18 protein-coding genes and 3 tRNA genes are annotated in these 20854 nt (G+C 65.6%); all 21 read left to right on the top strand.

Annotation, left to right across the window (positions count from 1 at the left end; genetic code table 11):
- Positions 1-19 precede the first annotated feature (19 nt).
- The 21 genes from QSG27_RS01830 to nuoL all read left to right on the top strand — a co-directional run bounded on the left by QSG27_RS01830 (position 20) and on the right by nuoL (position 20851).
- Positions 20-1576 carry a malonyl-CoA decarboxylase gene (locus tag QSG27_RS01830; protein WP_306703448.1) on the top strand — a complete coding sequence of 519 codons (1557 nt, stop codon included), beginning with the start codon at positions 20-22 and terminating at the stop codon, positions 1574-1576.
- Between the two features lie 136 nt (positions 1577-1712).
- A tRNA-Leu gene (locus tag QSG27_RS01825) sits at positions 1713-1797 on the top strand.
- Between the two features lie 91 nt (positions 1798-1888).
- Positions 1889-3223 (top strand): trigger factor, encoded by a 1335-nt coding sequence (gene tig / locus QSG27_RS01820; protein ID WP_306703447.1) that lies wholly within the window; start codon positions 1889-1891, stop codon positions 3221-3223.
- Positions 3224-3325: 102 nt separating this feature from the next.
- A complete protein-coding gene (gene clpP, locus QSG27_RS01815) occupies positions 3326-3961 on the top strand; it encodes an ATP-dependent Clp endopeptidase proteolytic subunit ClpP (protein ID WP_306703446.1) in 636 nt (211 codons plus the stop codon).
- 216 nt (positions 3962-4177) lie between these two features.
- The gene (gene clpX, locus QSG27_RS01810) at positions 4178-5446 is read left to right on the top strand and encodes an ATP-dependent Clp protease ATP-binding subunit ClpX (RefSeq protein ID WP_306703445.1); all 1269 of its coding nucleotides are present in this window, start codon (positions 4178-4180) and stop codon (positions 5444-5446) included.
- A gap of 335 nt (positions 5447-5781) precedes the next feature.
- Entirely contained in the window at positions 5782-8196 is a 2415-nt protein-coding gene (gene lon, locus QSG27_RS01805; protein ID WP_306703444.1) for an endopeptidase La, read from the top strand.
- A gap of 96 nt (positions 8197-8292) precedes the next feature.
- Positions 8293-8649: an HU family DNA-binding protein gene (locus QSG27_RS01800; RefSeq protein WP_306703459.1), complete on the top strand. Its 357-nt coding sequence runs from the start codon at positions 8293-8295 to the stop codon at positions 8647-8649.
- A gap of 106 nt (positions 8650-8755) precedes the next feature.
- Positions 8756-8830: transfer RNA gene (locus tag QSG27_RS01795), tRNA-Val, on the top strand.
- 189 nt (positions 8831-9019) lie between these two features.
- Positions 9020-9096, top strand: a tRNA-Asp gene (locus QSG27_RS01790).
- Positions 9097-9424: 328 nt separating this feature from the next.
- Positions 9425-9793: an NADH-quinone oxidoreductase subunit A gene (locus QSG27_RS01785; protein WP_306703443.1), complete on the top strand. Its 369-nt coding sequence runs from the start codon at positions 9425-9427 to the stop codon at positions 9791-9793.
- Positions 9784-10326: a NuoB/complex I 20 kDa subunit family protein gene (locus QSG27_RS01780; protein ID WP_014240121.1), complete on the top strand. Its 543-nt coding sequence runs from the start codon at positions 9784-9786 to the stop codon at positions 10324-10326. The genes QSG27_RS01785 and QSG27_RS01780 overlap by 10 nt, the downstream gene beginning before the upstream one ends.
- Positions 10327-10350: 24 nt before the next feature.
- Entirely contained in the window at positions 10351-10980 is a 630-nt protein-coding gene (locus QSG27_RS01775) for an NADH-quinone oxidoreductase subunit C (RefSeq protein WP_306703442.1), read from the top strand.
- Between the two features lie 68 nt (positions 10981-11048).
- Positions 11049-12197, top strand: a complete 1149-nt coding sequence (locus tag QSG27_RS01770; RefSeq protein ID WP_306703458.1) for an NADH-quinone oxidoreductase subunit D — start codon at positions 11049-11051, stop codon at positions 12195-12197.
- Positions 12194-12814: an NADH-quinone oxidoreductase subunit NuoE gene (nuoE, locus tag QSG27_RS01765; RefSeq protein ID WP_306703441.1), complete on the top strand. Its 621-nt coding sequence runs from the start codon at positions 12194-12196 to the stop codon at positions 12812-12814. The genes QSG27_RS01770 and nuoE overlap by 4 nt, the downstream gene beginning before the upstream one ends.
- A gap of 10 nt (positions 12815-12824) precedes the next feature.
- Positions 12825-14117, top strand: a complete 1293-nt coding sequence (gene nuoF / locus QSG27_RS01760) for an NADH-quinone oxidoreductase subunit NuoF (RefSeq protein ID WP_306703440.1) — start codon at positions 12825-12827, stop codon at positions 14115-14117.
- Positions 14118-14132: 15 nt separating this feature from the next.
- A complete protein-coding gene (nuoG, locus tag QSG27_RS01755; protein WP_306703439.1) occupies positions 14133-16205 on the top strand; it encodes an NADH-quinone oxidoreductase subunit NuoG in 2073 nt (690 codons plus the stop codon).
- The gene (nuoH, locus tag QSG27_RS01750) at positions 16198-17208 is read left to right on the top strand and encodes an NADH-quinone oxidoreductase subunit NuoH (RefSeq protein ID WP_306703438.1); all 1011 of its coding nucleotides are present in this window, start codon (positions 16198-16200) and stop codon (positions 17206-17208) included. Before nuoG ends, nuoH begins: the two co-directional genes overlap by 8 nt.
- A gap of 94 nt (positions 17209-17302) precedes the next feature.
- Positions 17303-17791, top strand: a complete 489-nt coding sequence (gene nuoI / locus QSG27_RS01745) for an NADH-quinone oxidoreductase subunit NuoI (RefSeq protein WP_306703437.1) — start codon at positions 17303-17305, stop codon at positions 17789-17791.
- A 37-nt stretch (positions 17792-17828) separates the two neighbouring features.
- On the top strand, positions 17829-18443 hold the full coding sequence (locus QSG27_RS01740) for an NADH-quinone oxidoreductase subunit J (protein ID WP_306703436.1): 615 nt from the start codon (positions 17829-17831) through the stop codon (positions 18441-18443).
- A 2-nt stretch (positions 18444-18445) separates the two neighbouring features.
- Complete coding sequence (nuoK, locus tag QSG27_RS01735) at positions 18446-18754, top strand: NADH-quinone oxidoreductase subunit NuoK (RefSeq protein ID WP_014240130.1); 309 nt, start codon at positions 18446-18448, stop codon at positions 18752-18754.
- Between the two features lie 9 nt (positions 18755-18763).
- Positions 18764-20851 carry an NADH-quinone oxidoreductase subunit L gene (nuoL, locus tag QSG27_RS01730; RefSeq protein WP_306703431.1) on the top strand — a complete coding sequence of 696 codons (2088 nt, stop codon included), beginning with the start codon at positions 18764-18766 and terminating at the stop codon, positions 20849-20851.
- Positions 20852-20854: the final 3 nt, after the last annotated feature.

The following is a 20854-nucleotide window of genomic DNA, read 5'->3' as shown; positions in this document are numbered from 1 at the left end:
GCACGCCAGACTCTGGCCTATGAGCGAGACGCCCCCGATCGACACCACCGAGCCAGCCCCGCCCTCCGCCGCGAACGCGGCCCAGCCGCCGGGCCTGCTCGACCGCACGCTGGACACGCTGCGCGCGCGCTGGCGCGAGATCGCCGCCTCCGCCCGCGGGGTGGTCGGCGCCGCGCCCCGCGCCTCCCTGCCCAAGGAGGACGCCGACCGTCTGAAGGAGCAGATCGAAGCCTGCCTGGAAGGCCGTGGCGGCGAGGTGTCGGCGCGGGCGCGGGCGGCGCAGCTCGGCCGCACCTATCTGGCGCTGGACGGGCAGGGGCGGCGCAATTTCCTGATGATGCTGGCGCGCGACTTCGACGTGGACCGCGCCGCCGTCGATCAGGCCATGGCGACCTTCCAGGCGGCCAGCGACCCGGTGGCGCGCGGCCATGCCGAGCGCGCCCTGCGCCGGGCTCTGGAACCGCCGCGGCTGCGGCTGCTGACCCAGTTCAACGCCCTGCCGGAAGGGGTGAAGTTCCTGGTGGATCTGCGCGCCGAGCTGATGGAGATGGCGCGCGGCGAACCGCTGCTCCAGGCGCTGGAGGACGACCTCAAGAGCCTGCTGCGCAACTGGTTCGACGTCGGCTTCCTGGAGATGCACCGCATCACCTGGGACAGCCCGGCCTCGCTCCTGGAAAAGCTCATCAAATACGAGGCGGTGCACGAAATCAGCGGCTGGCAGGACCTGAAGGACCGGCTCGATTCCGACCGCCGCTGCTTCGCCTTCTTCCACCCGCGCATGCCGAACGAGCCGCTGATCTTCGTTGAGGTCGCGCTGGTCCAGGGCATGTCGGACAACGTGCAGGCGCTGCTCGACCCCTCCGCCCCGGTCTGCGATCCGAAGAGCGCCGACAGTGCCATCTTCTATTCCATCTCCAACGCCCAGGTCGGGCTGGCCGGCATCAGCTTTGGCAACTTCCTGATCAAGCGGGTGGTCGACGGGCTGGCCGGGGAGTTCCCCAACATCAAGTGCTTCGCCACACTGTCGCCGATCCCCGGTTTCCGCCGCTGGCTGGACCGGGAGCTGGCCGAGCGGGGCGACTCGCTGCTCAGCCCGCCGGAGGCGGAGCGCATCGCCGAGGCCATGGCCGCCCACCCGGCCGCCCACCCGGATGACGGCGAATCGGATGCGGACGGCGAGGCGGGGGAACGCCCGGTGCTGGCGACGGCCCTGGCGCTGCCCTCCTGGCAGACGCGGGAGGAGCTTCAGAAGCAGCTCCGCGGCCCGCTGATGCGGCTGTGCGCGCACTATCTGACCGCGGTCCGCGCGTCGGATCGCCGCAGCGAGCGGGCCGGCGCGGCGCCGGCGCGTGCGCTCGACCCGGTGGCCCATTTCCACCTCAGCAACGGCGCCCGCATGGACCGGCTGAACTGGCTGGGCGACCGCTCGCCCAAGGGGCTGCGCCAGTCCTGCGGCATGATGATCAACTACCGCTACAAGCTGGGCGAAATCGACGCCAACCACGAAGCCTACACGGGGGAGGGGAAGGTCAACGCCTCGTCCTCGATCCGGTCACTGGGCAAGGGCGGCGCATGAGGCGCCTCGCCTCCTCCGGATGGCGTGGGGAAGGGTGCCCATTTTGCCTGTTTGCGGCGCGAACCCTGTGCTATAGAGCGGGTTCGCTGGCAGTCCGCCGGGTGTTCCGCACCCGTCGCGGGCTGTCTATGCCATTGCGGGCGTGGCGGAACTGGTAGACGCGCCGGATTTAGGTTCCGGTGACTTCGGTCGTGGGGGTTCGAGTCCCTTCGCCCGCACCATGGCAACAGCTTGGACCGCATGGGAACACACGGTCTCGGGCCGCCCGGACGGGCGCCGCCGGGCCGGACAACGAGATAGGCTTTCGTTCCGATGAACATCACCGAGACCAGCGCCGACGGCCTGAAGCGCGAGTACAAGGTCGTCATTTCCGCCCAGGATATCGAACAGAAGGTGCAGGGCCGGCTCGAAGAGCTGCGCCGGACGGTGCAGCTCCCCGGCTTCCGTCCGGGCAAGGTGCCGGTTGCCGTGATCAAGCAGCGCTACGGCGGCAGCGTGCTGGCCGAGGCTCTGGAGGATGCGATCGCCGACAGCTCGCGCCAGGCGCTGAGCGAGCGCGGCCTGCGCATCGCCATGCAGCCGAAGATCAACGTCGAGAAGTACGAGGACGGCGGCGACCTGTCCTACACCATGGGCGTGGAGCTGCTGCCGGAAATCGAGCCGGGCGACCTCGCCGGCCTGGAGCTTGAGAAGCCGGTCGCCACGGTCGAGGAGACCGCCGTCGACGAGGCTCTGGCCCGTCTGGCGTCGGCCCACTCCGTGCAGGCCCCGGTCACCGAGGACCGCGCTGCCGAGAAGGGCGACATCGCCGTGATCGATTTCGCCGGTTCCGTCGATGGCGAGGCCCTGCCGGGCATGGACGGCAAGGACTATCCGCTGGAGCTGGGCGCCAACCAGTTCGTTCCGGGCTTCGAGGACCAGCTGGTCGGCGCCAAGGCCGGCGAGCACCGCACCGTGAAGGTCACCTTCCCGGCGGACTACCCGCACGACCGCCTGAAGGGCGCGGACACCGTGTTCGAGGTGGACGTCAAGGAACTCCGCAAGCACGTCCCGGCCGAGGTCAACGACGACCTCGCCAAGGAGTTCGGCATGGAGAGCCTGGAGAAGCTGCGCGAGGCCGTCGGCGACCGCATCAAGAGCGAATACGCCAACGTGTCGCGCCTGCGCGTGAAGCGCCAGCTTCTCGACAAGCTGGCCGAGGCCCACTCCTTCGAGGTTCCGCCGGGCATGGTGGACGTCGAGTTCGAGGGCATCTGGCAGCGCCTTCAGCAGGAGCTGAAGAACGGCACCGCCGGTGAGGACGCCGGAAAGCCGGAAGAGGAGCTGAAGGCCGAGTACCGCGGCATCGCCGAGCGCCGCGTGCGCCTGGGCCTGCTGCTGTCGGAGATCGGCCGCCGCAACGACATCCAGGTGACCCAGGACGAGATCAACCGCGCCCTGATCGCGGAAGCCCGCCGCTTCCCCGGCCAGGAGCGTCAGGTGTTCGAGTTCTTCAAGCAGAACCGGGAAGCGCTGGAAAACCTCCGCGCTCCGATCTTCGAGGACAAGGTCGTCGACTACATCCTGGATCAGGCCAAGGTGAGCGAGAAGCCGGTGTCCGCCGAGGAGCTGATGAAGGACCCCGACGAGGAGGCCGAGGCGGCCTGATCGTCAGAAAGGTTGAGGGGCGGCCTACCGGTCGCCCCTTTCCATTCCTATATGTAAGCTGCTCAGACGACGAACCGAGCTGCGGGGGCAGGGAAAACCAACATGTACGACTTCGAACCGAAGATGAATGCTCTGGTCCCGATGGTCATCGAGCAGACCAACCGGGGCGAACGAGCGTACGATATTTACTCGCGCCTGCTGAAGGAACGGATCATCTTTCTGATCGGCGGCGTGAACGACGCCGTTGCCAGCCTGATCTGCTCGCAGTTGCTGTTCCTGGAATCGGAAAACCCGAGCAAGGACATCGCGCTGTACATCAATTCGCCGGGCGGCTACGTGTCCGCCGGGCTCGCCATCTACGACACCATGCAGTACATCCGTCCGCAGGTGTCCACGGTGTGCATGGGGCAGGCGGCCTCCATGGGCTCGCTGCTGCTCGCCGCCGGTGCGCCGGGCAAGCGCTTCTCGCTGCCGAACAGCCGGATCATGATCCATCAGCCGTCGGGCGGTGCGCAGGGCCAGGCGTCGGACATCGAGATCCAGGCCCAGGAAATCCTGAAGCTGCGCTCGCGCCTCAACGACATCTACGTCAAGCACACCGGCCAGACGCTCGACACCATCGAGGCGGCCATGGAGCGCGACAAGTTCATGTCGCCGGAGGAAGCGAAGGCGTTCGGCCTGATCGACGAGGTGGTGGAAAAGCGCCCCGGATCGGTCGGCGATGGCGGCGCGGCCTGAGGGTGCGCGCGAACTAATGATTGATTGCGCCGGTTCCCTGTTGTTGAATGACGGGGAACCGGTCCGATGGATCGGGTTCGAAGGATGAGTGAGTCGATGCGTTAACCTTGTCGCGGGCCTTGCCTGGGACAACCTTTGAAAGGACCGGCGTCGGGGGACGCCGCAGGCGGTTGACAGGTTATACGGATCAGTCCCCCGCGAGATGACGGAGTACCGATGAGCAAGTCCAGCAGCGGCGATTCGAAGAACACGCTCTACTGCTCCTTTTGCGGCAAGAGCCAGCACGAGGTCCGCAAGCTGATTGCCGGTCCGACGGTGTTCATCTGCGATGAATGCGTCGAGCTGTGCATGGACATCATTCGCGAGGAGAACAAGACGACCCTCGTGAAGTCCCGCGACGGCGTGCCGACCCCGCGTGACATCCATGCGGTGCTGGACGACTACGTGATCGGGCAGCACCACGCGAAGCGGGTTCTTTCGGTTGCGGTGCACAACCATTACAAGCGGTTGGCGCACGGCACGAAGCACAACGACGTCGAACTGGCGAAGTCCAACATCCTGCTGGTCGGCCCGACCGGCTGCGGCAAGACGCTGCTCGCCCAGACGCTCGCCCGGATCATCGACGTTCCCTTCACCATGGCCGACGCCACGACCCTGACCGAGGCGGGCTATGTCGGCGAGGATGTCGAGAACATCATCCTGAAGCTGCTCCAGGCCGCCGACTACAACGTCGAGCGGGCGCAGCGCGGCATCGTCTACATCGACGAGGTCGACAAGATCAGCCGCAAGTCCGACAACCCGTCGATCACCCGCGACGTGTCGGGCGAGGGCGTGCAGCAGGCCCTGCTGAAGATCATGGAGGGCACCGTCGCCTCCGTGCCCCCGCAGGGTGGCCGCAAGCATCCGCAGCAGGAGTTCCTGCAGGTCGACACCAGCAACATCCTGTTCATCTGCGGCGGCGCCTTCGCCGGGCTGGACAAGATCATCGCGCAGCGCGGCAAGGGCACCTCGATCGGCTTCGGCGCCGACGTGCGCGGTCCCGACGAACGTTCGACGGGCGACATCCTGCGCGAGGTCGAGCCGGAGGATCTGCTGAAGTTCGGCCTGATCCCGGAATTCATCGGCCGTCTGCCGGTGGTCGCCACGCTGGCGGACCTCGACGAGGCGGCCCTGGTCGAGATCCTCACCAAGCCGAAGAACGCCCTGGTCAAGCAGTACCAGCGCCTGTTCGAGATGGAGGACGTCCGTCTGGAGTTCTCCGACGACGCCCTGCGCAACATCGCCCACAAGGCGATCCAGCGGAAGACCGGTGCGCGTGGCCTGCGGTCGATCATGGAGTCGATCCTGCTCGACCCGATGTTCGACCTTCCGGGCCTGACCGGGGTGGAGAGCATCCTGGTAAACAAGGAAGTGGTCGAAGGGCGCGCCAAGCCGCTCTATGTCCACGCGGAGCGCCGCGGGGAGCAGCAGGCACCGGGCGCCTGAGGCGGTTCGGGGTCGGCACGGGAAGATTCCGGAGCGGAAAGTCCCCGGGAGCGGAAAGACCAAAGTGCAGAAGGGGCGCCTCAGGGCGCCCTTTTTGCTTGGTGGGCCGGGGACGCCTCCGTCGTTCGGCGCCGGCCCGGGATCGGTCCGCATGGAGGCGGCTTTCCCATGCCGCACCGCCATACGGAATTGGGGTTCTGGCCCTTGAAGGGGGGCTATGGCTGTGCCACGTTAGAAAAAGTGCCGGTTCGCGTTCCCCGCGCTCACCCCACGAGGTGGGGTTCTCCTCAGGCCCATCCCGGGCTGACGGCGTCCCATTGAAAGAGGCCCAATCAATGTTCGAAATCCCCCGTGGTGCCCTCTATCCGGTCCTGCCGCTCCGCGACATCGTGGTTTTTCCCCACATGATCGTGCCTCTTTTCGTCGGCCGCGAGAAATCCGTGCGCGCCCTGGAAGACGTGATGAAGGACGACAAACAGATCCTTCTCGTCACCCAGAAGAACGCCGCGCAGGACGATCCGACACCCGCCGACATCTACAGCGTCGGCACCGTCGGGACCGTGTTGCAGCTCCTGAAGCTGCCGGACGGGACGGTGAAGGTGCTGGTGGAGGGTGGCCAGCGCGCGTCCATCACCAAGTTCGCCGAGAACGAGGATTTCTTTCAGGCCCACGCCGATCTCGTCGAGGAGAAGGTCGGGGAAAGCCAGGAGCTTGAGGCGCTGGGGCGTGCGGTCGTCTCGCAATTCGAACAGTACATCAAGCTGAACAAGAAGATCCCGCCGGAGGTGCTGGTCTCGATCAACCAGATCGAGGAGCCGGGCAAGCTGGCGGACACTGTGGCCTCGCATCTGGCGCTGAAGATTCCGGAAAAGCAGCAGCTTCTCGAATGCGCCACGGTGTCGGAGCGGCTGGAGCGGGTCTACGCCTTCATGGAGGGCGAGATCGGCGTGCTGCAGGTGGAGAAGCGCATCCGCAACCGCGTGAAGCGGCAGATGGAGAAGACCCAGCGCGAGTACTACCTGAACGAACAGCTCAAGGCGATCCAGAAGGAACTCGGCGAGACCGAGGACGGCCGCGACGAGTCGGCCGAGCTGGAAGAGAAGATCAACAAGACCCGCTTCTCCAAGGAGGCCCGCGACAAGGCCCTGGCCGAGCTGAAGAAGCTTCGCTCCATGAGCCCGATGTCCGCCGAGGCCACGGTGGTGCGCAACTATCTGGACTGGATGCTGTCCATTCCGTGGAAGAAGCGCACCAAGGTGAAGAAGGATCTGAAGCTCGCCCAGAAGATCCTCGACGCCGACCATTACGGCCTGGAAAAGGTCAAGGAGCGCATCCTCGAGTATCTCGCGGTCCAGAACCGCATGAACAAGGTCAAGGGTCCGATCCTCTGCCTCGTCGGCCCGCCCGGCGTCGGCAAGACCTCGCTCGGCAAGTCGATCGCCAAGTCCACGGGCCGCAACTTCGTGCGCATGTCGTTGGGCGGCGTGCGGGACGAGGCCGAGGTCCGCGGCCACCGGCGCACCTACATCGGCTCGATGCCCGGCAAGGTCATCCAGGGCATGAAGAAGGCCAAGTCGTCCAACCCGCTGTTCCTGCTGGACGAGATCGACAAGCTCGGCGCCGACTGGCGCGGCGACCCGTCCTCCGCCCTGCTGGAGGTCCTCGACCCGGAGCAGAACGGCACCTTCAACGACCACTACCTGGAGGTCGATTACGACCTGTCGGACGTGATGTTCGTCTGCACGGCCAACACGATGCGCATGCCGCAGCCGCTGCTGGACCGTATGGAGATCATCCGCGTCGCCGGCTACACCGAGGACGAGAAGGTCGAGATTTCCAAGCGCCACCTGATCGAGAAGCAGGTGGAGGCCAACGGCCTGAAGAAGGGTGAGTTCTCGATCTCCGACGACGCGCTGCGCGACCTGATCCGCTACTACACGCGGGAAGCCGGCGTTCGCAGCCTGGAGCGCGAGATCGCCAACCTCTGCCGCAAGGCCGTGAAGGAGATCCTGATGAAGGGCTCCGCCGGCGCCAAGGTGACGGTCACGCGCCGGAACCTGGACAAGTACGCCGGCGTGCGCCGCTTCCACTTCGGCGAGGCGGAGCTGGAGGATCTGGTGGGCGTCACCACCGGTCTGGCCTGGACTGAGGTGGGCGGCGAGCTGCTGTCCATCGAGGCGGTCAGCCTGCCCGGTAAGGGCCGGGTGACCACCACCGGCAAGCTGGGCGACGTGATGAAGGAGTCGGTGCAGGCGGCGGAAAGCTACGTCAAGTCGCGCGCTACTGCCTTCGGCATCAAGCCGACGCTTTTTGAAAAGCGGGACATCCACGTCCACGTTCCCGAAGGCGCCACCCCCAAGGACGGCCCGTCGGCAGGTGTGGCGATGATCACCTCGATCGTGTCGGTGCTGACCGGCATCGCGGTCCGCAAGGATGTGGCGATGACCGGCGAGATCACCCTGCGCGGGCGCGTGCTGCCGATCGGCGGTCTGAAGGAGAAGCTGCTGGCCGCCCTGCGCGGCGGTCTGAAGCATGTGCTGATTCCGAAGGACAACGAGAAGGATCTGGCCGACATCCCGGACAACGTGAAGCGTGGCCTGGAAATCATCCCGGTCAGCACGGTGGACGACGTCCTGAAGCACGCCCTGGTGCGGGAAGTGGAGCCCATCGAGTGGAAGGAGCCCGAGTCGGTCGAGCCGGCGGTTGCCAAGCCGCAGGCCGATGGCGGCGGCGAGGGGCTGCGCCACTGACCGTGGGACGCTGACCGCGATTTGAGCGTTAAGCGCGCATAAAAAAACGCCACTTTGCCTCGCATCGCCCGCCCGTCTGCAATTGACGGGCGGGCGATGTCGCGTTTATCGTTTGAATGCGCGAAGTCATGGGGTGGCTTTGCTTCCGATTTCTTTGCCGGATTGGGAAAGGGGACGCAGGTGAACAAGAACGATCTGGTGGCGCATGTCGCCGATGCTGTGGGTTTGTCTAAAACTGATGCAGCCAAGGCTGTCGATGCCGTTTTTGAAGGCATCACCGACTCGCTGAAGAGCGGGGAAGAGGTCCGCCTGGTCGGTTTCGGCACCTTCGCAGTGGCTGAGCGCGCCGCCAGCGAGGGGCGCAACCCGCGCACCGGCGAGAAGATCGACATTCCCGCGTCGAAGCAGCCGAAGTTCAAGCCGGGCAAGACCCTGAAGGACGTTTTGAACTGATGACGTCTTGAACGGGCGGGGCATCCGGGGCATAGTGCGCGCCGGTCGGCAGATGTCGGCCGGTTTTGCGTTTTCAGGACGGTTGGTCCGGTCAACGCCGCGGCGCGGGCGATTAGCTCAGCGGTAGAGCATCTCGTTTACACCGAGAGGGTCGGGGGTTCGAAACCCTCATCGCCCACCATCGCGCCCTCCGCCGCGCCTTCCGCCGTGCCCGCCATCGTATCGGAGATGGCTTTTCAAATTCGTGATTGACAGGCCATGCGCCGGGCGGTTAGAAACCGCCCATCGGCGACGGGGCAGGCCCCGGAAACAGCGCTGCGATCCTATGATACGGACGCTGGTTTGTGCGCTTTTCAAATCGCCGCGTTGCGCGGGTGTAGCTCAGTTGGTTAGAGCGCCGGCCTGTCACGCCGGAGGCCGCGGGTTCAAGTCCCGTCACTCGCGCCACTTCTCCTCTCCTTTGAAAACGTAGCGTATGTGGGTTTAACAGCGGGCCTCCCATCCCTATATCCGATCAGTTGGTCCCGCATATCCGATAAGCCGGATAGAGTTCAGGGGCATTTAAAAAGTCTGGTAATACCAAGGACATCCACTCATTTCCGCAGAGTGGATTCATTGGCCGAAAGCGATTCAAAGCGCTTTCCTTGATCACGCTCTCGTCATATATTCCGCCCCGTCTGATGGGCTAATCCAAGGCATTCCAGCCACGGCACCGCGCGTCGGCCGATTACGGGCCGTACCGGCGTTCGTGGCGTGGGCTTATGGGAGGACCGCGGTGACCAACCCGCTGATCATTGAGTACCTTCCGATCCTGGTGTTCCTGCTGATCGGTATTGCGCTGGCCGTCGTGATGGTCGGCGCGTCTTACGTCATCAGCCCGAAGAATCCGGATTCGGAAAAGCTCTCCCCCTACGAATGCGGCTTCGAGCCGTTCGAGGATGCCCGCGCGAAGTTCGACGTGCGGTTTTATCTGGTCTCCATCCTGTTCATCATCTTCGACCTCGAGGTCGCCTTCCTGTTCCCGTGGGCCGTGGCGCTCGGGGACATCGGCTTGTTCGGCTTCTGGTCGATGATCGTATTCCTCGGGATTCTGACCATCGGCTTCATCTATGAGTGGAAGAAAGGAGCTCTGGAATGGGAGTAGAGGCTGCCAAGCTGGCGCCGATTCCGCCCGGACCGGAACAGGACGCCTATCTCCGCGCGGTCACCGAGGAGATCCAGGAAAAGGGCTTCATCACGGCGAAGTACGAGGACGTGCTCGCCTGGGCCCGCACCGGTTCCCTGTGGCCGATGACCTTCGGTCTGGCCTGCTGCGCGGTGGAGATGATCCACGCCTACATGAGCCGGTACGACCTGGACCGATTCGGCGTCATCCCGCGCCCCAGCCCGCGCCAGTCCGACTGCATGATCGTGGCCGGAACGCTGACCAACAAGATGGCCCCCGCGCTGCGCAAGGTCTACGACCAGATGCCGGAACCGCGCTGGGTCATCTCGATGGGCTCCTGCGCCAACGGCGGCGGCTACTACCACTACTCCTACTCGGTGGTGCGCGGCTGTGACCGGATCGTTCCGGTCGACATCTATGTGCCGGGCTGTCCTCCCACTGCGGAAGCGCTGGTCTACGGCATTCTGCAGCTCCAGAAGAAGATCCGGCGCGGCAACCGCATCGCTCGCTGAATAAGAAAAAGGCAGGTCCTGGCCATGTCCGAACAGGCGTTGAAGGAACTCGGGGACCATATCGCCGCGACTCTCGGCGACGATGTCCTGAAGGTCGAGCTGAAGCTTGGCGAGTTGATGGTGACCGTCCGCCGGCCCTCGCTCATCAAGTCGCTCACCTTCCTGCGTGACGATCCGACCTGCTCGTTCGAGCAGCTTCTGGACGTCACCGCTGTGGATTGGCCGGAGCGGGAGGAACGCTTCGAGGTCGTCTACATCCTTTTGAGCTACAAGCACAATCGGCGCCTCCGCGTGAAGGTGACGACCGACGAGGACACCCCGGTGGCCTCCGCCGTTCCGGTGTACAGCGCGGCCAACTGGTTCGAGCGTGAAACCTGGGACATGTACGGGATCTTCTTCTCCGACCATCCGGACCTGCGCCGTATCCTGACCGACTACGGATTCGAAGGTCATCCGTTGCGCAAAGACTTCCCGATGACGGGTTACGTCGAGTGCCGCTACGACGAGGACCAGAAGCGGGTCGTCTACGAACCCGTCCGCCTGACGCAGGACTTCCGCAGCTTCGACTTCCTGTCGCCGTGGGAAGGCATGACGAACGTGATGCTGCCCGGCGACGAGAAGGCCCAGGCCCCTGACACCGGGAGCAAGCCGTGACCATCGCCACGTCCGCACACCCCTCCGCCGGCCAGGCCGGCGGCAAGACCCAGATCAAGCCCTACACCATGAACTTCGGGCCGCAGCACCCTGCGGCCCACGGCGTGTTGCGTCTGGTGATGGAGCTGAACGGCGAAGTCGTCGAGCGCTGCGACCCGCACATCGGCCTGCTCCACCGCGGCACCGAGAAGCTGATCGAGTACAAGACCTACCTGCAGGCCGTTCCGTACTTCGACCGTCTGGATTACGTCAGCCCGATGTGCATGGAGCACGCCTATGTGCTCGGCATCGAGAACCTGCTGCAGATCAAGGCGCCGCTGCGCGCCCAGTACATCCGCGTGCTGTTCTCCGAGATCACGCGCATCCTGAACCACATCCTGTCGATCACCACCGGCGCGCTCGACGTCGGCGCGATCACCCCGGCGCTGTGGGGCTTCGAGGAACGCGAGATCCTCATGGAGTTCTACGAGCGTGTGTGCGGTGCGCGCCTGCACGCGAACTACTTCCGTCCGGGCGGCGTGGCGTGGGATCTGCCCGCGGGCCTGACCGACGACATCTGGGAATTCACCGAGCGCTTCCCGAAGTTCGTTGACGACATCGACAATCTGCTGACGAACAACCGCATTTTCAAGCAGCGGACCGTCGATATCGGCATCGTGACCAAGGAGCAGGCCTTCGACTGGGGCTTCACCGGACCCATGCTCCGCGGCTCCGGCGTCGCCTGGGATCTGCGCAAGTCGCAGCCCTACGAGGTCTACGACCGCATGAACTTCGACGTGCCGGTCGGCCTGACGGGCGACTGCTGGGCGCGCTACCTCGTCCGCATGGAGGAGATGCGCCAGTCGAACGCCATGATCCGCCAGTGCCTGAAGGAGCTTCCCGACGGCCCGGTGCGCGCGGAGGAACGCAAGGTTTCCCCGCCGCCGCGCGGCGAGATGAAGCGGTCGATGGAAGCGCTGATCCACCACTTCAAGCTCTTCACCGAGGGCTTTCACGTCCCGGCGGGCGAAACCTACACCGCCATCGAGGCGCCGAAGGGCGAGTTCGGCGTGTATCTGGTGTCGGACGGCACGAACAAGCCGTACCGCTGCAAGATCCGCGCGCCGGGCTTCGCCCACCTGCAGGGCCTCGACTTCATGTCGAAAGGCCACATGCTGGCCGACGCGGTGGCCAACATCGCGTCCATGGACATCGTGTTCGGAGAGATTGACCGATGAGCGCCCCGGCTCACGACCCGGCCAAGGAGCCGGCCTCCTTCGCCTTCACTCCGGAAAATCTGGAGCGGGCGAAGGCCATCATCGCGAAGTATCCCGCGGGCAAGCAGGCCAGCGCCTGCATGCCGCTGCTCGATCTGGCCCAGCGCCAGCACGACGGCTGGCTGCCGCGCGTCGCCATGGACGCCGTCGCCGACCTGCTCGGCATGCCGCGCATCCGCGTGTACGAGGTCGCGACCTTCTACACGATGTACAACAAGACTCCGGTCGGCAAGCACGTCATCCAGGTCTGCACGACCACGCCGTGCTGGCTGCGCGGGTCCGACGACATCGTGCACACCTGTGAGCGCAAGCTGGGCATCGGCGTCGGCGAGACCACCGCGGACGGCCAGTTCACGCTGCGCGAGGTCGAGTGTTCGGGCGCCTGCGTCAACGCGCCGGTGGTCCAGATCGGCGACGACTATTATGAAGACGTCAGCCCGGAACACATGGAAAAGATCATCGACGCGCTGAAGAGCGGCGAGATCCCCAAGCACGGCTCGCAGATCGGCCGGCAGTCCTCCGAACCGGTGGGCGGCCCGACGACTCTGAAGGCTTTCACCACCACCCAGGCCGATTGAGGGGGATGCGATGCTTCGTGACGAGGACCGCATTTTCACCAACCTGTACGGCTACCAGAGCTTCGGCCTGGACGCCGCCCGGAAGCGTGGTGACTGGGACAACACCAAGGCCCTGATCGCCCAGGGCAAAGAGTGGATCATCGAGCAGGTCAAGGAATCCGGCCTGCGCGGGCGCGGCGGCGCCGGCTTCTCCACGGGCATGAAGTGGTCCTTCATGCCGAAGAACGTGACGGACAAGCCGGTCTATCTCGTCATCAACGCCGACGAGGGCGAGCCGGGCACCTGCAAGGACCGCGACATCCTGCGCCACGATCCGCACAAGCTGATCGAGGGCTGCCTGATCGCCGGTTTCGCCATCGGCGCGTCCGCCTGCTACATCTACATCCGCGGCGAGTTCTACAACGAAGGCTCGAACGTCCAGCGCGCCATCGACGAGGCGTACGCGGCGGGGCTGATCGGCAAGAACGCCTGCGGCACCGGCTACGACTACGACATCTACATCCACCGCGGTGCGGGTGCGTACATCTGCGGCGAGGAAACCGCGCTCATCGAGTCCATCGAGGGCAAGAAGGGCCAGCCGCGGAACAAGCCGCCGTTCCCCGCCCAGGCCGGCCTCTATTCGTCGCCGACCACGGTGAACAACGTCGAATCCATCGCGGTGGTTCCGACCATCCTGCGCCGCGGCGCGGCGTGGTTCGCCGGCCTCGGCCGTCCGAAGAACACCGGCACCAAGCTCTTCTGCATTTCCGGCCATGTGAACAAGCCGTGCAATGTGGAAGAGGAGATGGGCATCCCGCTGAAGGAGCTGATCGAGAAGCACGCCGGCGGCGTGCGCGGCGGGTGGGACAACCTGCTGGCGATCATCCCCGGCGGTTCGTCGGTTCCGCTGCTGCCGAAGTCGATCTGCGACACGGTGCTGATGGACTTCGACAGCCTGCGCGACGTGCGGTCGGGCCTCGGCACCGCGGCGGTGATCGTGATGGACAAGTCCACCGACGTGGTGAAGGCCATCGCGCGCCTGTCGCAGTTCTACGCCCATGAGAGCTGCGGCCAGTGCACGCCGTGCCGCGAGGGCACCGGCTGGATGAACCGCATCATGCAGCGCATGGTGACCGGCAACGCGCGCGTCGAGGAAATCGACATGCTGCTGGAGGTCACCAAGCAGATCGAGGGGCACACCATCTGCGCGCTCGGCGATGCCGCGGCCTGGCCGATCCAGGGCCTGTTCCGGCATTTCCGGCCGGAGGTCGAGCGCCGCATCCTCGACTACCGCAACGCCGCCAAGTCCTTGGCGGCCGAGTAAGGAGCCCGGTTTCCCATGCCGAAACTCACCATCGACGGGATCGAGATCGAAGTCGAGCCGGGCACCTCGATCCTGCAGGCCTGCGAACAGCTTGGCATCGAAATCCCGCGCTTCTGCTACCACGAGCGGCTGAGCGTGCCGGCGAACTGCCGCATGTGCCTCGTGGAGATGGAGCGTGCGCCGAAGCCGGTGGCCGCCTGCGCCATGCCCTGCGGCGACGGGATGGTCGTGAAGACCAATTCCGAGGTCGTGCACAAGGCCCGCAAGGGCGTCATGGAATTCCTGCTCATCAACCACCCGCTGGACTGTCCGATCTGCGACCAGGGCGGCGAGTGCGATCTGCAGGACCAGGCGATGGCCTACGGCTTCGACCGTGGCCGCTACGGCGAGAACAAGCGCGCCGTCCAGGACAAGTATATGGGGCCGCTGATCCGGACCGAGATGACGCGCTGCATCCACTGCACGCGCTGCATCCGTTTCGTGAACGAGATCGCCGGCGTTCCCGACCTCGGCGCGGTGAACCGCGGCGAGCATATGGAGATCACCACCTTCGTCGAGAAGGCCATCGGGTCGGAGCTGTCGGGCAACCTGGCCGACGTCTGTCCGGTGGGCGCGCTGCTGTCCAAGCCCTACGCCTTCACGGCCCGTCCGTGGGAGTTGCGCAAGACCGAGACGATCGACGTCCTGGACGCGGTCGGCTCGAACATCCGCGTCGACACCCGCGGCCCCGAGGTGATGCGCGTGCTGCCGCGCGTCAACGAGGACGTGAACGAGGAGTGGATCGCCGACAAGACCCGCTTCGCCTATGACGGGCTGAAGCGCCAGCGTCTCGACCGCCCCTACGTCCGCAAGGACGGCAAGCTCCAGCCGGCGAGCTGGGCCGAGGCGTTCCAGGCCATCGCCGCCAAGGTGAAGGGCGTCGCGGGCAACCGCATCGCCGCCATCGCGGGCGATCTGGCCGACACCGAGTCCATGCTGGCGCTCAAGGAGCTGATGGCCGGGCTCGGGTCCGCCAACATCGACTGCCGCCAGGACGGCGCCCTGTTCGACACGTCGGCCCGCGCCGGCTACCTGTTCAACAGCGGCATCGCCGGGATCGAGCGGGCGGACGTCATCCTGCTCGTCGGCACCAACCCGCGCTGGGAAGGCACCCTCGTCAACGCCCGCATCCGCAAGCGCTACCTCATGGGTGGCCTGAAGGTCGCGGTGATCGGCGAGGCCCGCGAGCTGACCTACCCGTACAGCCATCTCGGCACGGGGACGGACGCTCTGCAGCAGCTTCTCGACGGCACGCACGCCTTCGCGGACGTGCTGCGCGGCGCCAAGAACCCGATGATCATCCTCGGCGCCGGCGTGTTCCGCCGCAAGGACGGTCCCGCCGTCCAGGCCGCGGTGCGCAAGCTGGCCGAGACCGTCAACGTCGTTCAGGACGGCTGGAACGGTTTCAACGTTCTGCACGGCGCGGCGTCCCGCGTCGGCGGCCTCGACATCGGCTTCCTGCCGGGCGAGGGCGGCCGCGGCACCGCCGGCATCCTGGACGGGGCGGGGAAGGGCGAGATCGACGTGGTGTTCCTGCTGGGCGCCGACGAGATCGACACCGCCGCCCTGGGCAAGGCCTTCGTGATCTACCAGGGCCACCACGGCGACAAGGGCGCCCACCGCGCCGACGTCATCCTGCCGGGTGCCGCCTACACCGAGAAGAACGCCATCTACGTCAACACCGAGGGCCGTCCGCAGCAGGCGCGTCTCGCCACCTTCCCGCCCGGCGAGGCGAGGGAGGACTGGAAGATCCTGCGCGCCCTGTCGGAGCTGCTCGGCCACAAGCTGCCCTACGACAGCCTGGCCCAGCTGCGCCGCCGTCTGGCCGAGGTCAACCCGGTCTTCGCGGCGGTCGGTTCCGTCACGCCGGCCCCCTGGGCGCCGTTCGGTGCGGAGGGCGCGCTCGACGCGGCCCCGTTCCAGTCGCCGGTCGCGAACTACTACATGACCGACCCGATCAGCCGCGCCTCGGTGACCATGGCTCGTTGCGCCGAGACGTTTGTGAAGCCCGCCGAGAGCGCTCAGGAGAGGACCGGTACCCATGGCTGAGTTCTGGAGCGGCTTCCTGCTGCCGCTGATCATCATCGTCCTCAAGATCCTGGCGATCGTCGTGCCGCTCCTGGTGGCGGTGGCCTTCATGACCTACGCCGAGCGTAAGATCATGGGCGCCATGCAGCTCCGCCAGGGTCCGAACATCGTCGGGCCGTTCGGTCTGCTGCAGCCTTTCGCGGACGGCCTGAAGCTGTTCGCGAAGGAGCAGATCCTGCCGGTCGGGGCGAACCGCTTCGTCTTCTATCTGGCGCCGATGCTGACCTTCTTCCTGGCGCTGGTCGCCTGGGCGGTCATTCCCTTCGACTACGGCATGGTGCTGGCCGACATCAACGTCGGCATCCTGTACCTGTTCGCGATCTCGTCGCTGGGCGTGTACGGCATCGTGATGGCCGGCTGGGCGTCGAACTCCCGCTACGCCTTCCTGGGCGCGCTCCGCTCCGCGGCACAGATGGTGTCCTACGAGGTCTCAATGGGCCTCGTGATCATCACCGTCCTGCTCTGCGTCGGGTCGCTGAACCTGACGAAGATCGTGGAAGCGCAGCAGACGATCTGGTTCGCCATCCCGCTGCTGCCGATGTTCGTGATCTTCTTCATCTCGGCGCTGGCGGAAACCAACCGTTCGCCCTTCGACCTGCCGGAAGGCGAGTCGGAGCTGGTGGCCGGCTTCATGGTGGAATACAGCTCGGCTCCCTTCGCGCTCTTCTTCCTTGGCGAATACGCCAACATGATCCTGATGAGCGCGATGACCAGCATCCTGTTCCTGGGAGGCTGGCTGCCGCCGCTGCCGTTCGCGCCCTTCACCTGGATACCCGGTCCGATCTGGTTCGCCCTGAAGATCGCCTTCTGCCTGTTCGTCTATGTGTGGGTCCGCGCGACCATGCCGCGCTACCGCTACGATCAGCTGATGCGGCTCGGGTGGAAGGTGTTCCTGCCGTTCTCGCTGCTGTGGGTCGTGCTGACGGCCGGCGTGCTGGTGACGTTCGGCTGGCTGCCGAAGTGACCGGCGGCTGAACGGACCATCGGATCGAGATTTAAAGAGAAAGCGCGGGCGTCACCCGGAACGGGGCGCCCGCTAGGAAGGAGACGAAGAGGCCATGGCGTTCCTCGATCGTGCGGCGCGCAGCCTGTTCCTGACCGAACTGCTGGGCGGCCTCGGGCTCACCCTGCGGTACATGTTCAAGCCCAAGGTGACCCTGAACTACCCGTTCGAAAAGGGCCCCATCAGCTCCCGCTTCCGTGGCGAGCACGTCCTGCGCCGGTATCCCGGCGGCGAGGAACGCTGCATCGCCTGCAAGCTGTGCGAGGCGGTGTGTCCGGCCCTGGCCATCACCATCGAGGCCGAACCGCGTGAGGACGGCAGCCGCCGCACCACGCGCTACGACATCGACATGACGAAGTGCATCTACTGCGGCTACTGCCAGGAGGCATGCCCGGTCGACGCCATCGTCATGGGTCCGAACTTCGAGTTCTCCACCGAGAACCGTGAAGAGCTTTTCTACAACAAGCAGAAGCTGCTGGCGAACGGCGACCGCTGGGAAGCGGAAATCGCCCAGAACCTCGCGGCCGAGGCGCCGTACCGGTAAGTCCTTTGCAGTGCGGTAAGCGGAAACGGGGATAACGATGATTGTTCAAGGCATCGCCTTCTACGTCTTTGCCGCGCTGCTGGTGGCCTCCGGTGTGATGGTCATCTCGGCGCGGAATCCGGTTCATTCGGTCCTTTATCTGGTCCTGGCCTTTTTCCAGGCCGCCGGCCTGTGCGTGCTGCTCGGGGCCGAGTTCATCGCGATGATCCTGGTGATCGTCTATGTGGGCGCGGTCGCGGTTCTGTTCCTGTTCGTGGTGATGATGCTCGACATCAACTTCCGCGAACTGCGGGCGGGCGCCTTGCAGTATCTGCCGATCGGCGGGCTGATCGGCCTCATCCTGCTGGCCGAACTGGCCGCCGTCCTCGGCGGCTGGATCATCGCCCCGGCGGCCCAGAAGGCCGCCTCGGCGCCGGTCGCGGCGATGGGCGGTGCGACCAACACCGAGCAGTTGGGCCAGCTCATCTACACCCACTACGTCTACCTGTTCCAGGCGTCGGGCATCGTGCTGCTGATCGCCATGATCGGCGCCATCGTCCTGACCCTGCGCCAGCGCGAGGGTGTCCGGAAGCAGAACGTCGGCTCCCAGCTCGCCCGTCGGCGCGAGGATGTGGTCGCCATCCGCAAGGTGCCGACCGGGGAGGGCGTGTGATCATGGAAATCGGTCTCGGACATTATCTGACGGTCTCGGCCATCATCTTCACGCTCGGGGTGCTCGGCATCTTCCTCAACCGGAAGAACGTCATCATCATCCTGATGTCGATCGAGATGATGCTGCTCGCCGTGAACCTGAATCTGGTGTCGTTCTCGGTCTTCCTGAACGATCTGGTCGGGCAGGTCTTCTCCATGATCATCCTGACCGTCGCCGCCGCCGAGGCGGCCATCGGTCTCGCCATCCTGGTGGTGTACTTCCGCAACCGCGGCTCCATCCGGGTCGAAGACATCAATCTGATGAGGGGCTAAGGCCGCGCCATGGAAGTCCTTGTCGTATTCCTCCCGCTCCTGGCGTTCCTCGTCGCCGGTTCGATCGCCCTGTTCGGCGGACCGAAGGCGGAGCCGGCGCACGCCGGCGGCCACGGCCACCACGACCATCACGGGCACGATCATGGGCACGACGCCCATGCTCATGACGCGCACGCTCACGACGAGCATGACGACGGCCACGACGATCACCACGCCGTCGCCGGTCCGCCCACCGCGGGCGACCGGGCGGCGCAGTTCGTCACCGCCGGCGCGGTGCTGATCTCCGCGGTCCTGTCCTGGGTGCTGTTCTTCGACGTCGCCGTCGGCGGCCACCCGCGCACGATCGAGCTGATGAGCTGGATCCGCAGCGGCGGCCTGGACGTGTCCTGGGCGCTGCGCGTCGACCAGCTCACCGCGGTCATGCTGGTGGTGGTCAACACCGTGTCGGCGATGGTGCACGTCTACTCCATCGGCTACATGGCCGAGGACCCGCAGAAGCCGCGCTTCATGGGCTACCTGTCGCTGTTCACCTTCGCCATGCTGATGCTGGTGACGGCCGACAACCTCGTGCAGCTCTTCTTCGGCTGGGAAGGCGTCGGTCTCGCCTCCTACCTGCTCATCAACTTCTGGTACGAGAAGCCCTCGGCCAACAACGCGGCGATCAAGGCCTTCCTGGTCAACCGCGTCGGCGACTTCGGCTTCGCGCTCGGCATCTTCGCGATCTTCGTCCTGACGGGCTCCGTCCAGTTCGACGCGATCTTCGCCAAGGCGCCGGAGCTGGTCGGCCAGAAGCTGCACTTCCTGAGCTGGAACATCGACGCGCTGACCATCACCTGCCTGCTGCTCTTCATGGGCGCCATGGGCAAGTCGGCGCAGCTCGGCCTGCACACCTGGCTGCCGGACGCCATGGAAGGCCCGACCCCGGTGTCGGCCCTCATCCACGCGGCCACCATGGTGACCGCCGGCGTCTTCATGGTCTGCCGCCTGTCCCCGGTCTTCGAATACGCGCCGACGGCGCTGGAGATCGTGGCCGTGGTCGGCGCCCTGACGGCCTTCGTCGCGGCGACCATCGGTTTCACCCAGTTCGACATCAAGCGCGTCATCGCCTATTCGACCATGAGCCAGCTCGGCTACATGTTCTTCGCCGCGGGCGTGTCCGCCTACGGCGCGGCGATGTTCCACCTGTTCACGCACGCCTTCTTCAAGGCCCTGCTGTTCCTCGGCGCCGGGTCGGTGATCCACGCCCTGCACCACGAGCAGGACATGCGCAACATGGGCGGCGTCTGGAAGAAGATCCCCTTCACCTACGCGGTGATGTGGATCGGCAACCTCGCGCTGGCCGGTCTGCCCTTCTTCGCCGGCTACTATTCCAAGGACATGATCCTGGAGGCGGCCTTCGCCTCGGCCAGCCCGGTCGGCAAGTTCGCCTTCGCGCTCGGCATCGCCGCGGCCCTGCTGACGGCCTTCTACTCCTGGCGCCTGCTGTTCATGACCTTCCACGGCAAGCCGCGGATGGAGAAGTCGGTCTTCGACCACGCCCATGAATCGCCGGTCGTCATGCTGATCCCGCTGGCCGTCCTGGCGCTGGGCGCCCTGTTCGCCGGCTTCGGCTTCCACGAGCTGTTCATCGGCCACAGCATGGAGCACTTCTGGGGCAAGACCATCCTGGTGCTGGCGGATCACAACAGCATCGAGGCGGCGCACCACCACACGCCGGGCTGGGTCAAGCTGGCCCCGCTGGTCGTCGGCCTGATCGGCATCGCGCTCGCCTACATCATGTACATGGCGATCCCCGGCCTGCCGGCGAAGGTCGCCGCCACGTTCCGTGGCGTGCACCAGTTCCTGTACAACAAGTGGTACTTCGACGAGCTGTATGACTTCCTGTTCGTGCGCTCGGCCAAGTATCTGGGCTACGGCCTGTGGAAATCCGGCGACGGCGCCGTGATCGACGGTGTCGGTCCGGACGGAATCGCCGCCGCCACCCGCGACGTCGCGGCGCGCGCCAGCCGCCTCCAGTCCGGCTACGTCTATCACTACGCCTTCGCGATGGTGATCGGTGTGGTCCTGCTGGTGGCTTGGCTCTCGGTGTTCGGTTGAGCG

The sequence above is a fragment of the Azospirillum isscasi genome (assembly GCF_030849505.1).
Taxonomy (GTDB): Bacteria; Pseudomonadota; Alphaproteobacteria; order Azospirillales; family Azospirillaceae; genus Azospirillum; species Azospirillum isscasi.
Note: the sequence above shows the minus strand (reverse complement) of the source record. Positions and strands in the feature narration are given on the sequence as shown.